Genomic DNA, 14,482 nt, shown 5'->3' on the forward strand with positions numbered 1-14,482 from the left:
GACTGTCAAAGAAAATTAGACAAATACGCCATGGACTCCCAATCGCTGACCCTGCTGGTCGAAATCATTGATAGCGGCAATCTCAGCCAGGCAGCGCGCAAGCTCAAGATGACGCGTGCCAATGTGAGCTATCACCTGACCCAGCTGGAAAAGGCAGCGGGCGTGCAGCTGGTCAAGCGCACCACGCGCCGCGTGGAGCCTACGGAGATCGGCATGCGCCTGTACGAGCATGGCCGCAACATCCACAACGAAATGCTGGCCGCACGCGAGGCCATCACGGCGCTGGGCCAGAGCCTGCAGGGCCGCGTGGGCATCAGCGTGCCCAGCGGCTACGGCCAGATCGTGATGAGCGAATGGCTGATCGAGTTCAAGCGCCTGTACCCGGGCATCGTGCTCGATGTGCTGTTCGAGAACCGGGCCGACAATCTGCGCGACGATGTGGACATCATCGTGCGCGTGATCCAGGAGCCACCCCTGTCCCTGGTGGCGCGCAGCCTGGGCACGGTGCGCTATCTGGCCTGCGCCTCACGCGAATATGCGCAGACCCACGGCCTGCCCAGAACCCTGCATGCCCTGCGCGCCAGCCCGCTGATCACCGCCGGAGTCACGGGGCGGCAATTGCGCCTGGCCGCCTATCTGGGCTCCGAACGCCACGAAGTGATGCTGGAGCCCACCATGATCTCCGAGCATTTCCCTTTTCTGCGCGACGGCATCCTGGCCGGCCTGGGGGTAGGCCTGGTGCCCGACTATGTGGTGCAGGACAAGCTGGCCACGGGCGAGGTGCTGAGCACGCTGGACGAGTACCGGCTCAGCATTTTCGGCACCCATATGTATCTGCTCTACCTGCCCAACCGGCATCAGACCAAGGCCGTGCGCACCTGCATCGATTTTCTGCTGGCCAAGGCCCAGCCCGAGGCAACCCGGCTGGCCGCGATGCCCCAGCCCTGAGCCGCAACGCAAAACGCCAGCGAGCAGGCTGGCGTTTTCATTCGGACAGAGGCCTCAGGACAGGCTGCGGTTCAGATTCTGCTGGCGCCAACTGCTGGGGCTTTGCTGAAAATGCTTGCTGAACCAGCGCGTGAACGAGCTGTTCTCGGCAAAGCCGGCCTGAGCGGCCGCTTCGCTCACCGACAGCTGCGGATTCTGCAGCGCACGCAGCGCGGCCTGGCTGCGTACGGCGTCCAGGGTTTCCTGAAAGCTGGTGTTCTGGGTTTCGAGGTGCCGCTGCAGCGAGCGGGCCGTATAGCCAAGCGCGCCGGCCACATGGGCAATGCTGTGGCGCCCATGGGGCAGCAGTGACTGCAAGGTGCTGCGCACCTGCTGCTCCAGCGATCTGGTCGTGGGCCGCGGCGCATGGCTCTCCATCAGGCTGCGGGCGTGGCTCTCCATGAGGCTGTCGTGATCGGCATCGATGGCCTCCAGATCCTCGTTGCTCACCACGATGCCATCGAAGTCCGAGCCGAACACGATCTCGCTGCCCAGCACGCGGCGATGGCTCATGGTGCTGCCTGGCGAGCTGTGCGAGAAGTGGATGCTGGCCGGGCTCCAGCCCCTGCCCAGCTGATATCGGCACAGACTCATCAGCGCCGTGATGCCCAGCTCGACCGGGTGGCGCCCCGGGTTCTCGCGCTCGGTATCCAGGTTCAGCTGGATGATGGAATAGCGCCCCTGGGTCACCACCTCCGTGCCCACGGTGGTGCTGATCATGTGGTCATAGTCCTTGAAGGTCTTGAGCATGCTGGAGAGGCTGGCCTGGTGCTGCAGCAGCAGGCTGATCGGCCCGAAGTCGGACAGACGCCAATGCGAGCCCATGAGCAGGCCCAGCGAGGCATGCCCGGCCTGGGCGGAAGAAGCCTCGAGCAACTGCGCAAACGCAGCTTCGGGAACCATGAGATCGGGAGAATTCAGGCAGCTGTGGTCCAGCCCCACCTGGCGGAACATGCGCAGCGGGTCAAGGCCGAGCTCGTTCGCCACCTTGGCGTATTTGCACAGGCTCACACTTCGGATACGGGGCTTCATCGTGACCAGGAAAACGGTTGACCCGGGTACTGCGCAACAGGCCCGGATTTCATGGATGGACACAGGCCTTAAGGGCAACCTGCGTTTCGGGTGTTGATGTTTATCAATATCACAACAAGCAGTCAATCAATGGATACCAGTAGATCACGACAGATATGACGGTTCGGCGCGCAGATGCGTCCACTTCAAGACACCCCAGGCCCGGCCCTAGGGTTTTCCTTGCACCCACCCAAGAGGGCAACAAGCTGACGCGATCGGTCAAGCCCCGGGACTGTTGCTGCGCCGAGAATTTTTCCATCAGACGGCGGCGCCCTGCATCAAGGCCTTGCCGGGTACTTAGGAGAAGACCATGAAAGTCGAACAACTGACCTGCAGCATCGGCGCTGAGGTTTCCGACATCCACCTCGGCGATGCGTCCCGCGACAAGGGCCTGGCCGAGGAAATTCGCGCCCTGCTGCTGCAGCACAAAGTGCTGTTCTTCCGCGATCAGGACATCACGCGTGCCGAGCATGTGGGTTTTGCCCGCCACTTCGGCGATCTGGAGGATCACCCCGTGGCCGGCAGCGACCCCGACCACCCCGGTCTGGTGCAGATCTACCGCAGCGAAAAGCGCGAAAACTACGAGAACACCTATCACACCGACGGTCAGTGGCGCGAGAACCCGACCATGGGCTGCGTGCTGCGCTGCATCGAAGGCCCTGCCGTCGGTGGCGACACCATCTGGGTCAATATGGCCGAGGCCTACCGCAATCTGCCCGAGGACATCAAGAAAAAGATTGACGGCCTCAAGGCCAAGTCCAGCATCGAGCACGGCTTCGGCGCCGTCATGCCCGAAGAAAAGCGTCTGGAGCTGGGCCGCCAGCATCCTCCGGTCGAACATCCCGTGGTGCGCACCCACCCCGAAACCGGCGAGAAGATTCTCTACGTCTGCAGCTTCACCACCCACTTTGCCAACTACCACACGCCCGAGAACGTGCGCTATGGCCAGGACAAGACGCCCGGTGCCAGCATGCTGCTGAACTATCTGATCAGCCAGGCGGCCATCCCCGAGTACCAGGTGCGCTTTCGCTGGAAGCCCGGCAGCGTCGCCATGTGGGACAACCGCTGCACCCAGCATTACGCCGTGCAGGATTACTGGCCCGCCGCGCGCAAGATGGAGCGCGCTGCCATCATCGGCGACAAGCCTTTTTGAGCGAGCGCCACCTGCGCCGCGTGCCGGCGCCGGAACACGGCGCATCGCACCGGCGCTGCGCAAAAACAATAGCTTGTATCGCTTGACTGCCATTGAAGATAAAGTCATAGCTGCCTGAAATGCTTGCAAATCAAGCGCAGGCAGCTATTATTTTTTCTGTCATCACCTCCTGCATGAATGTGCGCCTGACCAGGCCCCGCCTTGCGCCAATCGCGCCCTGAGGCCGATGACAGAGCGCAGGCCCGGGAGGGCGACAGCACTGCAAGATACAGAGATACAGCCGGCCATTGCTGTGAGCCATGGCACGCGCGAGCCCGACGAGCCTAAATACCACAATGGTGATCCTCGTCAACCGCGCCTGCAGCATCTCTGCTCGGCGAGCCTCTGGCGAGCACTGCAGCGTGCGGTGTGGGGCGCGCGGCGTGCGCATCACGGACCTCCCGCTCCTCCCGCGCCTTGACAGCTGTGAGCCGGCCAGAGGCCTGCTCAAGACCATCCATCCGCAGCCGCCGGCCCAGACGACTTCACCAGGCCTGTCTCAGGCCCGGCCCCAGCCTTGCCAGAGCCATTTTTCCAGGCCTGCCCAAAATCATCCGGGCATGAAAAAGGCCTCCATCGCGGAGGCCGTTTTTGCGCATGTCGGTTCAGCAGAGACCGCTTGCAGGCGAGGGCGTGATCGCCTTGCCTGCAAGCCTGTCCCGGGAGATCAGGAGGTCTTCCTGAGGAAACCCTGGTTGGCACCGGGCCGGTTGGGCGCAAAGCCGTTGGCGGCCAGGCTTTCCTCCACGCTGTCGTAGAACACGCCGATCTTGCTGATCTCGCGCGCCTCCTTGGCGGTGGCGACAGGACGACCGAATTCGCGCGAGATGCGCACCAGTTGCTCGATCTGCGAGACGGTGCTGGCCTTCTCGGTACGCGTCTGGTTCCACAGACAGTCTTCGGTGCCGCAGCGCACATGCAGACCGGCGGCAATGCCCCACATGTTCACGGGCAGCACGTTGCGCACATTGCTTTCCACGGTCAGCACGGCGCCATCGGGCACGGCGCGCACAAAGTTGGCCAGGCTGTACAGGCTGGGCGTGTCCATGCCGCCGGCGATCGCCACCCAGTTCATGACCAGCGGGCCCATGTAGAAGCCGCGGCGCATCAGGCGCTCCACCGACTCGAAGCTGTTCAGGTTGTAGCACTGGAAAGCGCTCTGGATGCCGGCCTTGGTCAGGCGGCGCACATGCTCCTCCACCCAGCCCGGCTGGGCGGGCACGGTCATTTCCTTGTAGGCATTGAACAGCGTGGGATTGGCGCGCGAGGTACCGGCAAAGTCCGCGTCTTCGGCCTGATCGGTCACGTTCATCTGCGAGGTGTTCACCGTCACGGTCACCTGATCGGGCACCGGGTCCAGATCGGCCAGCATGTGGCGGGTGTCGTCGGAGAGCCATTTGGCCGCCTGGCCTTCGTCTTCGGGAGCAAAGCTGATGGAGCCACCGACCTGGATGATCATCTCGGGCACGGCCTTGCGCACGCCGGAGATCAGCTCGTTGAACTTGGACAGGCGCTTGCTGCCCTTGCCGTCAAGCTCGCGCACATGCAGGTGCAGCACCGTGGCGCCCGCGTTGTAGCAGTCCACGGCTTTCTGGATCTGCGCCTCCATGGTGACGGGAATGTCTTCGGGGAAGTCCGAAGGCAGCCAGCCCGGAGCATAGGGCGCCGCAGTAATGATCAGGGGTTGCTGGTTTTCGGGGAACAGATGGCCGTCGAGGAAGTTCATGACATGTCTCCAAGTGAATGCGGGCTTCGACGGACAGCCATGGCCGCGGCTTGCCCGCCCTGTGCAATGCCGCCAGGCATTCAAAAGGCATGGGCAACACCGGCCGGCAGGCACCGAATCGTCGAAATTGAAAGCAATTTCACTGTAGGAGAGCTGTCTGCAAAGCGTTTGCCCTAGGACGCTCAAAGCTTGGCAAAGTGCGCCAGAGCACGCGGGCACTCCGATGCGCCCTTGCTCCGAACCGGACCGTCGCAGCTGTGCCGCGACGATGAATGCAGCCTGCCAGCCTGTCGCTGCTCCTATCGGCAGCCGCCCGCCTAGCCGCGCCAGGCAGCCTCGATGGCGGCGATATCGATCTTCCTCATCTCCATCATGGCTTCAAAAGCCCGTCTGGCCGCCGCGCGATCCGGGTCGGCAATGGCCGTGGTCAGCACACGCGGCGTGATCTGCCAGGACAGCCCCCAGCGGTCCTTGCACCAGCCGCACTGGCTTTCCTGGCCGCCGTTGCCGACGATGGCGTTCCACAGCCGATCCGTTTCCTCCTGATCGTCCGTCGCAACCTGAAACGAAAACGCCTCGTTGTGCTTGAAGACAGGGCCGCCGTTCAGGCCCAGGCAGGGAATGCCCATGACCGTGAATTCGACCGTCAGCACATCGCCCTGCTTGCCGGAGGGGTAGTCGCCCGGTGCGTGATGGACCGCGCCCACGGCGCTATCGGGAAAAGTCTGGGCGTAGAACCTGGCTGCCTCCAGGGCCTCGCCTTCGTACCAGAGACAAATCGTGTTTTTGCTGACCATCTTGGCTCTCCTGAACAGGGACTGATGAATGTCTGCAAACCCGCAGACCGCGGACCCCTCTCTATCGGGACACCGATGCACTGGCGGCTTTCGGCGTCTGTGCATTGAAGCCGCATTTCCCCAGCGCTTCAATCCCCATATCAGAGGCGCAGGGTCATCCCCCCGATATAGCCATGGCACCTCTGCTCTCACGAAGACGCCGGAAATGGATCAGGCTGCATCAGCCCTGCCGGTTTCAAGTCCGGTCAAGGCCGCCTCCGGAACCACGCCAGTCCCGCCCTGCTGCCGCAGATCCGGGCTCAGAAGCCACTCCTGGGCACCGGCCCGGCCTTGCCTCGCTGGCGCACACCAGAGCAATCGAATCTGCTTTAGATCAAGCCAATGCATTTTATTTTTGTCTAGTCATATAATTGACTACACATATACAAGACTGACCCCTTGAACCCTACGATTTGTTGACGTCATGAAATTCACTCTGAACGGCCAGGAAGTGGACGCGCAAAGCGCCACTGCCGACACACCTCTTTTGTATGTGCTGCGCAATGACATGCAGCTCAACGGCCCCAAGTTCGGCTGCGGCCTGGGCGAATGCGGTGCCTGCGCCGTGCTGATCGACGGCAAGGTGGCGCGCTCCTGCTCCGTGCCCCTGAAGGCGGTCGACGGCAAGAAGGTCACCACGCTGGAAGGCCTGTCGCCTGACGCCAGCAAGGCCGCCAGCGCGCAGGCTCTGCAGGACCGCGCCGTGCTCGATGTCAGCGCCGCCGAGACAAAGGCGCCTGCCACCGCACGCACCTACACCCTGCATGTGGTGCAGCAAGCCTTTGTCGATGCACAGGCTGCGCAGTGCGGCTATTGCACCAACGGAATGATCATGGCGCTGGTTGCCCTGTTCAACCAGCAGCCCAAGGCCAGCGACGAAGAAATCAGGCACGCCCTGTCCGGCCATCTGTGCCGCTGCGGCACCCATGTGGAAATCATGCAGGCCGCCGCGCGCGCCCGTGAGCTGATTGCCAAGGGCCACAGCCCGGCCCTCCCCGCCGCCGGCGCATCCACAACCGCAAAGGCTGCCTGATCATGAAATTCTTCACCAAAGACAATCACGCTCAACTGACTCGTCGCCAGCTGCTCAAGGCCGGCGGCATGCTGATGGTCGGCTCCGTGGCAGGCGGCCATCTGCTGATGGCCCAGACCGCCCCCGAAGCGGCTGCCAAGGGCGCTTTCCCCATTCCCTCGGCCAAGCTGGTGGACAGCTTCATCGCGATTGGCGCCGACGGCTCCGTCACGGCCTACAACGGACACGTGGACCTGGGCACGGGCGTGCGCACGGCTCTGGGCCAACTGGTGGCCGACGAGTTGTATGTGGACTTTGCCGCCGTGACCATGGTGCTGGGCCACACCGCCCGCACCCCGGATCTGGGCCCCACCATTGCCAGCAACACCATCCAGGTGTCGTCCCTGCCCATGCGCCATGCCGCAGCGCAGGTGCGCCAGCTGCTAATCAAGCTGGCCAGCGAGAAATCCGGTGTTCCCGCTGACCGCATCACCACCCAGAAAGGCTTTGTCATCGCCGGCGGCAAGCGCTACGGCTATGGCGAGCTGGTTCAGGGCCAGGATCTGCAGATCGAGGTCGACGACAAGATCGAGCTGCGCAAGTCCGGCTTCGAATACATCGGCAAATCGGTGCAGCGCGTGGACATCCCCAACAAGGTGCTGGGCGCGCTGACCTATATCCATGACCTGCGCGTGCCCGGCATGCTGCACGGCCGCGTGATCCGTCCTCCCTACACCGGCGCCGATGCCACGGCGCCCCTGGGCTCCAGCCTGGTGTCGGTGGACGAGAAATCCATCGCCCATCTGCCCGGCATCGTCAAGGTCGTGGTCAAGGGCGACTTCGTGGGTGTGGTGGCCGAGCGTGAAGAGCAGGCCATCGCTGCCATGCGCCAGCTCAAGGTCACCTGGAAGGAATGGAACGGCCTGCCCGATATGTCGCTGAGCGGCCTGCACCAGACCCTGGTGGACCACGCCAAGACCGACCGCGTGCTGCAGGAAGACGAAGGCGCGCTGCAGGCCATCGAGCAGGTCAAGACTGCGCTGACCCGCGACTATGTCTGGCCCTATCACGCTCATGGCTCCATCGGCCCGTCCTGTGCGATTGCCGAAGTGGGCAACGGCCAGATCCAGGTCTGGACCGGCTCGCAAAACCCTCACGACGTGTGCAAGGACATTGCCAAGCTCATGGACGTGAATGCCGACAACATCAACGTCACCCGCCTCGAAGCCTCTGGCTGCTACGGCCGCAACTGCGCCGACGATGTCTGCTCGGACGCCGTGCTGATGTCGGCCGCCGTGGGCAAGCCCGTGCGCGTGCAGCTGATGCGCGAGCAGGAAGCCGGCTGGGAGCCCAAGGGCACGGGCCAGCTGATTCGCGTGCGCGGCGGCCTGGATGAGCAAAACAATGTGGCCGCCTACGAGCTGCGCACCTGCTACCCCTCGAACAACGCCTCGGCGCTGGCATTGATTCTGACGGGCAAGGTGTCCGCCAAGATCGAGGCCCAGCAAATGGGCGACCGCACGGCCATCCCGCAGTACGAGTATCCCAAGATGCGCGTGATCTCCCAGGACGCCGTGCCCATCGTGCGCGCCTCGTGGATGCGCGGCGTCTCCGCCCTGCCCAATGTGTTCGCCCATGAGTCCTGGATCGACGAATGCGCCTACCTGGCCAAGGCCGACCCCATCGAGTACCGTCTGCGCTATCTCAAGGACCCGCGTGCCGTGGCGCTGATTGCCGAGGCCAAGAAGCAGTGCAACTGGCAGGAAGGCCCGGCACGCCGCAATGCGGCAGCTGACGATCAGCGCCTGGTCAAGGGTCGCGGCTTTGCCTATGCCCGCTACTTCCACAGCAAGTTCCCCGGCTACGGTGCGGCCTGGGCGACCTGGGTGGTCGACGTGACCGTGGACCGCGAAACCGGCGAAGTCAAGGTCGACAAGGTCTTTGTCGCCCAGGACACCGGTGCCATGGTCAACCCCGCTGGCGTGCGCCATCAGGTGCACGGCAACGTGGTGCAGTCCACCAGCCGCGTGCTCAAGGAGTTCGTCACCTTCGACAAGAGCGGCGTCACCTCCGTGGAATGGGGCGGCTACCCCATCCTGCGCTTTGACGAACTGCCCGAGATCGACTCGCTGCTGGTCGAGCGCCCCAACGAAGCGCCCATGGGCGCCGGCGAGTCGGCTTCCGTGCCCAGCGCCGCCGCCGTGGCCAACGCCATCTTTGACGCCACCGGCGTGCGCCTGCTGGAAGTGCCGTTCACGCCCAGCCGCGTGCTGGCCGCGCTCAAGGCCGCCAAGAGCGGCGCCGCCTCGTCCAAGTGACTCCACCGATAAAGAACATAGATATGCGAACGTTCCAAAAGATTCTGGCGGGCGGTGCGGCTGTAGTGGTCGTGCTGGCTGCCGCCGGCCTGGCGCTCACCCACCAGGGCGAGATTGCGCCCCAATCAGCCATTCCCGCTGCCGACTTCACGCCCCAGCAGATTGCCAAGGGCAAGCTGCTGGCCGCCATGGGCGACTGCGCCGTCTGCCACACTGCTCCCAACGGCAAGACCAACGCAGGCGGTCTGGCCATGCCCAGCCCCTTCGGCACCATCTACACCAGCAACATCACGCCCGATCTGCAGACCGGCATCGGCAGCTGGAGCTATGAAGCCTTCGAGCGCGCCATGCGCCATGGCGTGGACCGCGAAGGCCAGTACCTCTACCCCGCCTTCCCCTACACGGCCTTCAGCCGCGTGACGGATGAGGACATGAAGGCCTTGTACGCCTTTCTGATGAGCGAGCCCGCCGTGGAGAACGAGGCGCCCAAGACCGCGCTGAACTTCCCCTACAACGTGCGCCGCGGCATTGCGGCCTGGAACTGGCTCTACCTCAAGCCCGGCGTCGTCAAGGACGATGAAAAGCAGGCTCCCGAGTGGAATCGCGGCGCCTATCTGGTCGAAGGCCTGGGTCACTGCAGCGCCTGCCACACACCGCGCAACGGCCTGGCAGCCGAGAAAACCGGTGAATTCCACCTGAGCGGCGGCATCGCCGAAGGCTGGGATGCCCCCGCTCTGACGGACAAGACGGCCTCGCCCCTGCCCTGGACCAAGCAGGATCTGGTCGACTATATGAAGACCGGCTTCTCGGCCCGTCACAGTGTGGCAGCCGGCCCCATGGCTCCCGTGGCCCACGGCCTGTCGCAGCAAAGCGATGCCGACATCGACGCCATTGCTACCTATCTGATGAGCTACCGCAAGGCCGACGCCGCCCCCGGCGATGCCAAGACACTCATCGAAGAGAAGACCGCCAAGCCCAAGCTGGCACTCGATGCCGAAGGCTATCGCCTGTACCAGGGCGCCTGCATGGCCTGCCACAAGGCAGACCCTTCGGGCAGCAGCTTCGGCGTGCGTCCCCAGCTGGCCCTGAGCACCAGCCTGCACTCCGCATCGCCCGACAACGCCATCATGGCCGTGCTCGAAGGCGTGCAGCATCCGGCCCATGCCGACCTGGGCACCATGCCGGCCTTCCGCCATGCGCTCAGCGATGCACAGATCGCCACCCTGCTCAACACCATGCGTGCCCAGTACGGCGTGGACGAGTGGAAGGACCTGCCCGCCAAGGTAGGCCAGTTGCGCAAGCAGACCCAGGCGCATTGACAGCAGGCGCTGCCAAAGCGCTGCACAGCTCCGCACAAGCCGGCCTTCCCTGTCCTTCAGGCCTCGGAAGGCCTTTTTGCGCGTGATCATTTACGGGTAGCGCCGCTACCCGGTGCCCGCCTGATGCTTCAAAATTGCAGCGAGCGAGAGAAACAGAGAAAGCAAGCAATGGACAATATCGACGTCTTGGTACTCAAGGCACTGCGTGACTGGCGCTCGGCCGGCCAGCACGCCTTGCTGGCCACCGTGGTGCGCACCTGGGGCTCGTCCCCGCGCCCCGTGGGCTCCATGATGGCCTTGCGCGAGGACGGTCGCGCCATTGGCTCGGTATCGGGCGGCTGCATCGAAGACGATTTGATAGCTCGCCACACCAAGGCCCTGAACCAGAACCTGGGAATTCCCGACGGCCCGCCGCAACTGGTGCGTTACGGCGTGAGCGCCGACGAGGCCCACCGCTTCGGCCTGCCCTGCGGCGGCACGCTGGAGCTGCTGCTGGAATTCAACCCCGATGCGGCCAGCCTGCAGCAACTGGTGGCCGAACTTGAAGCAGGATCACTGGTGAAACGCAGCGTCGACTGCAGCAGCGGCGAAGTCCGCCTGCAGACGGCCGAGCACCCCGACGCGCTGGAGTTTGACGGCCAGCAACTCGTCAATCACCTCGGCCCCGGCTACCGCATGCTGCTGATAGGCGCAGGCGCCCTGGCCGAATACCTGGCCACCATGGCCTTGTTCAACGGCTTCTCGGTCACCGTCTGCGACCCGCGCGAGGAATATATGGGCAGCTGGTCGGTGGCCCAGGTCAACACCGTCACCGACATGCCGGACGATGCGGTCACAGCCTTCAAGCCCGATGCGCGCAGCTGCATCGTCGCCCTCACCCATGACCCCAAGCTCGACGACCTGGCCCTGCTCGAAGCCCTGCACAGCCCGGCCTTCTATGTGGGCGCCATCGGCTCGCGCCGCAACAACCACTCCAGGCGCGAGCGCATGATGGAACACTTTGGCGAGACCGAAGCCTCGCTAGCCAGGCTGCGCGGTCCCATCGGTCTCTATATCGGCAGCAAGACTCCGGCAGAGATCGCGGTGAGCGTAATGGCCGAGATTCTGGCCGTGAAAAACGCCGTGCCGCTGCCGCAGGCCATGTCGGTGGAAGTAGCCAAGCACGAGCATGACATCGCCATGAACGAGGCCAGCACGCATTGCGCCATTCCGGAAATCCTCCAGCCGGGCTCGGCGCGCTGATATCCGGCGGTTCAGGCCCGTAGCGCAAAATCCACGGCCGCTGCGGCGTGCAAGGCCGTGGTGTCCAGCACCGGCAACACGCTGTCTTCGCTCTTGATGAGCAAGCCGATTTCCGTGCATCCCAGCACCACGGCCTGCGCGCCACGGGCCGCCAATGACTCGATGGCACGCTGATAGAGCTTGCGCGACACATCGCTGATCTGCCCCGCGCAAAGCTCCTCATAGATGATGCGATGCACCTGCGCGCGCTCGGCTTCGCCTGGCACCAGCACCTTCAGGCCGAACTGCTGCTCCAGCCTCTCGCGCATGAACGGCTGCTCCATGGTGAAGCGCGTACCCAGCAGCCCCAGCACCTGGACACCGGCTGCGCGCGCGGCCGCACCGACCGGGTCGGCTATGTGCACAAACGGGATCGATACGGCTGCTGCCACCTGATCCGCCACCTTGTGCATGGTGTTGGTGCAAAGCAGCACACAGTCGGCGCCTCCGGCTTGCAGACGCCGGGCGGCATCGGCCAGCAGCGCTGCCGCATCGTCCCAGCGTCCTTCATGCTGGGCCTGCTCGACAGGGCCGAAGTCCACGCTGTACATCAGCAGCCTGGCCGAGCGCAATGCGCCCAGACGCTCCCGGACACCCTGGTTGATCAGGCGATAGTACTCGGCGCTGGACTCCCAGCTCATGCCGCCGATCAGGCCTATGACGCCATGCAACTCGGCGCTTGCTTGCAGGTTTTGATTCATGAGCGGCAGTGTGATGCCGGCCGGCCACCATCGTCTATCATGAAATTTCAGCAAGCCATGAAGACCCATTTGATTCAGCCTTCTGCAACCGATACGCCAGCGGTGCAGATCCATTTGCTAGGCCGCGCGCCCTACAGCAGCCGCGACCCGGTGCGCATGCATGCACTGGGCATTGCGCTGCAAAGACAGCAAGGCGTTCACGCCATTGCCTCCGACAGGCGCGTGGACTTCGACACCTGGCCCGGCACCCTGAGCTATACGCCGCCGGGCGTCGAGGTATTTTCCGAGTCAGCCGCCGGCGGTGAATATCTGGTGCTGCGCCATTCGGTCCATGAGACTGACGCCCCCAGGCCATCGCAGCGCGTCACACGACACGGTCAGCGCGCTGCCTTGCAGATAGCGCAGCATCTGCGCCTGCTGCTGCTCAGCCCCCGGCCGGACGCTCTGGCCATCGAGCAGGCTGCGCTGCGCTTCATGGCCTGTCAGGAGGGCAGCGCCTGCGGGGCCGACGCACGCCCCGGCGCCGGCTATGCGCGCGTGCTGGACCGCATTGCCGCCGAGTTCGAGCGGTCGCTGAGCATTGCCGATCTGTCCGCCATGGTGGGCACCAGCCCCTTGCGCTTTCTGCGTGAGTTCACACGGCTCACGGGCATGACGCCGCATGCCTGGATCATGGAGACCCGGCTGCAGGCGGCCCGCACCATGATTCAAGGCTCTGATCAGCCCCTTCCGCAAATTGCACTGGACTGCGGCTTCAACCACCAGTCGCATATGGGCCATGTGTTTCGCAAACACCTGGGCCTGACGCCAGGCCAGTACCGGCAACATCACGGTCTGAAGCACGCAGACTGCCCCTGAGTCGCAGGCCTCTGGGCCTATGGTTCACATACGGTTTCATTGCCGGACACACAAAGTGCGGCCTGCGGCCCGCACCTCGCTTCAAGCAGCATTCAAGCGGCGTACCATTGCCGCCTCAATGACGACCGCCAAGAAAAAGAAAACGCCTGCGCGCAAGCGCGGCAAAGCTTCCAGGACTGCTGGCAACAGCCTCTCCCGCATCAGGCGCTTTGCCCTGTCTGCGGGCGCTGCGGCACTGGCCAGCTTCCAGATCGCCAGTTGCAGCTTCAATCCCAGCGTCTCCGCCGAGAGACTGCTGGGCCAGGCGCTGGCAGCCCTGCATATTCCCGCACTCGATGCGCTCGGCCAGACCCTGCAGGCCTTTCGCAAGAACGGCTGGCCGGATCTGGATGATCTGCGTTCCGGTTCCGGTTCCGGTTCCGGCGCCCACACGCCCAGCGTGGGCGGCAAGGTGGACAAGGCCGATGTCACGGCCACAGCCCTGCCCACGCACTTTGCCCGCTGCCCCCAGTTCTTTCCCGGCGGCAAGGCTCCGGCCCTGCAGCTTCAACCCCGTGAGCGCGAGCTGTGCTTTTCGGGTTTTGCCGTGCTGCACAACGGCAGCACCAAGACCCCGGTGTTTGTGGCCGAGCGCCTGAATCGCCAGATGCTGCAGCAGGCCCAGGGCTTGCAGCGCAGCGACAAGTTCTATGCCGACGCCCGCCTGCCGCGCGCCGAGCGCTCCGAGCTTGACGACTACAAGCGCTCCGGGTTCTCACGCGGCCATATGGCGCCGGCGGCCGACATGAGCACGCCCGAGGCCATGGCCCAAAGCTTCAGCCTCGCGAACATGGTGCCGCAGAACCAGGTGCACAACGCGGGCGCCTGGAGCCAGGTGGAACAGGCCACGCGCAAATATGCGCTGCGCGCCCGGGGCGATGTCTTTGTCTTCACCGGCCCTGTATTCAACAAGAACGCCTCCACCATCGGTGAGAGCAAGGTGGCGGTGCCCGACTACCTCTTCAAGCTGGTCTATGACGCCAGCACCGGCAAAAGCTGGGTGTACTGGCAGGCCAATAGTGCCGACACCCGCATGGGCCCGCCCATCAGCTACGAGGAGTTCACGCGCCGCACCGGCATGCCGCTGCTGTCGGCCGTACATCTGCCTCAAGCATAAAAAATGAGCTTACTACGTAAGTCAT

At 64.1% G+C, this 14,482-nt stretch carries 12 protein-coding genes; 8 read left to right on the forward strand and 4 right to left on the reverse strand.

Going from position 1 to position 14,482, the window contains the following annotated elements:
- The first annotated feature begins 30 nt into the window (after positions 1 to 30).
- A complete protein-coding gene (locus ACWGXF_RS16610) occupies positions 31 to 948 on the forward strand; it encodes a LysR family transcriptional regulator (RefSeq protein ID WP_041744300.1) in 918 nt (305 codons plus the stop codon).
- A gap of 54 nt (positions 949 to 1,002) precedes the next feature.
- On the opposite strand, the gene ACWGXF_RS16615 is transcribed toward ACWGXF_RS16610, so the two are convergent.
- Positions 1,003 to 2,019 carry an AraC family transcriptional regulator gene (locus tag ACWGXF_RS16615; protein ID WP_039049733.1) on the reverse strand — a complete coding sequence of 339 codons (1,017 nt, stop codon included), beginning with the start codon at positions 2,017 to 2,019 and terminating at the stop codon, positions 1,003 to 1,005.
- A 349-nt stretch (positions 2,020 to 2,368) separates the two neighbouring features.
- Here ACWGXF_RS16615 and ACWGXF_RS16620 point away from each other — a divergent pair, with 349 nt between their 5' ends.
- Positions 2,369 to 3,211, forward strand: a complete 843-nt coding sequence (locus ACWGXF_RS16620) for a TauD/TfdA dioxygenase family protein (protein WP_003062631.1) — start codon at positions 2,369 to 2,371, stop codon at positions 3,209 to 3,211.
- 706 nt (positions 3,212 to 3,917) lie between these two features.
- Here the strand turns inward: ACWGXF_RS16620 and ACWGXF_RS16625 are convergent.
- Complete coding sequence (locus ACWGXF_RS16625) at positions 3,918 to 4,976, reverse strand: BKACE family enzyme (RefSeq protein WP_034356064.1); 1,059 nt, start codon at positions 4,974 to 4,976, stop codon at positions 3,918 to 3,920.
- A gap of 317 nt (positions 4,977 to 5,293) precedes the next feature.
- On the reverse strand, positions 5,294 to 5,773 hold the full coding sequence (locus tag ACWGXF_RS16630; protein WP_003062636.1) for a VOC family protein: 480 nt from the start codon (positions 5,771 to 5,773) through the stop codon (positions 5,294 to 5,296).
- Between the two features lie 463 nt (positions 5,774 to 6,236).
- On the opposite strand from ACWGXF_RS16630, the gene ACWGXF_RS16635 reads away from it, so the two are divergent.
- The 4 genes from ACWGXF_RS16635 to ACWGXF_RS16650 all read left to right on the forward strand — a co-directional run bounded on the left by ACWGXF_RS16635 (position 6,237) and on the right by ACWGXF_RS16650 (position 11,703).
- Positions 6,237 to 6,845 (forward strand): (2Fe-2S)-binding protein, encoded by a 609-nt coding sequence (locus tag ACWGXF_RS16635; protein WP_054075551.1) that lies wholly within the window; start codon positions 6,237 to 6,239, stop codon positions 6,843 to 6,845.
- 2 nt (positions 6,846 to 6,847) lie between these two features.
- Positions 6,848 to 9,142 carry a xanthine dehydrogenase family protein molybdopterin-binding subunit gene (locus tag ACWGXF_RS16640; protein ID WP_256628454.1) on the forward strand — a complete coding sequence of 765 codons (2,295 nt, stop codon included), beginning with the start codon at positions 6,848 to 6,850 and terminating at the stop codon, positions 9,140 to 9,142.
- Between the two features lie 23 nt (positions 9,143 to 9,165).
- Entirely contained in the window at positions 9,166 to 10,461 is a 1,296-nt protein-coding gene (locus ACWGXF_RS16645) for a c-type cytochrome (RefSeq protein WP_452102135.1), read from the forward strand.
- A gap of 168 nt (positions 10,462 to 10,629) precedes the next feature.
- Complete coding sequence (locus ACWGXF_RS16650; RefSeq protein ID WP_256628456.1) at positions 10,630 to 11,703, forward strand: XdhC family protein; 1,074 nt, start codon at positions 10,630 to 10,632, stop codon at positions 11,701 to 11,703.
- An 11-nt stretch (positions 11,704 to 11,714) separates the two neighbouring features.
- Here the strand turns inward: ACWGXF_RS16650 and ACWGXF_RS16655 are convergent, their stop codons facing one another.
- Complete coding sequence (locus ACWGXF_RS16655) at positions 11,715 to 12,443, reverse strand: aspartate/glutamate racemase family protein (protein WP_039049751.1); 729 nt, start codon at positions 12,441 to 12,443, stop codon at positions 11,715 to 11,717.
- A gap of 57 nt (positions 12,444 to 12,500) precedes the next feature.
- Between ACWGXF_RS16655 and ACWGXF_RS16660 the strand changes: the two genes are divergently transcribed.
- Together ACWGXF_RS16660 and ACWGXF_RS16665 are read left to right on the forward strand one after the other, a co-directional pair.
- Positions 12,501 to 13,301, forward strand: coding sequence for an AraC family transcriptional regulator (locus ACWGXF_RS16660; RefSeq protein WP_063665032.1), 801 nt, complete (start codon positions 12,501 to 12,503; stop codon positions 13,299 to 13,301).
- Between the two features lie 118 nt (positions 13,302 to 13,419).
- Positions 13,420 to 14,457, forward strand: a complete 1,038-nt coding sequence (locus ACWGXF_RS16665) for a DNA/RNA non-specific endonuclease (protein WP_452102136.1) — start codon at positions 13,420 to 13,422, stop codon at positions 14,455 to 14,457.
- Positions 14,458 to 14,482: the final 25 nt, after the last annotated feature.

The organism is Comamonas sp. HJ-2 (assembly GCF_053615495.1).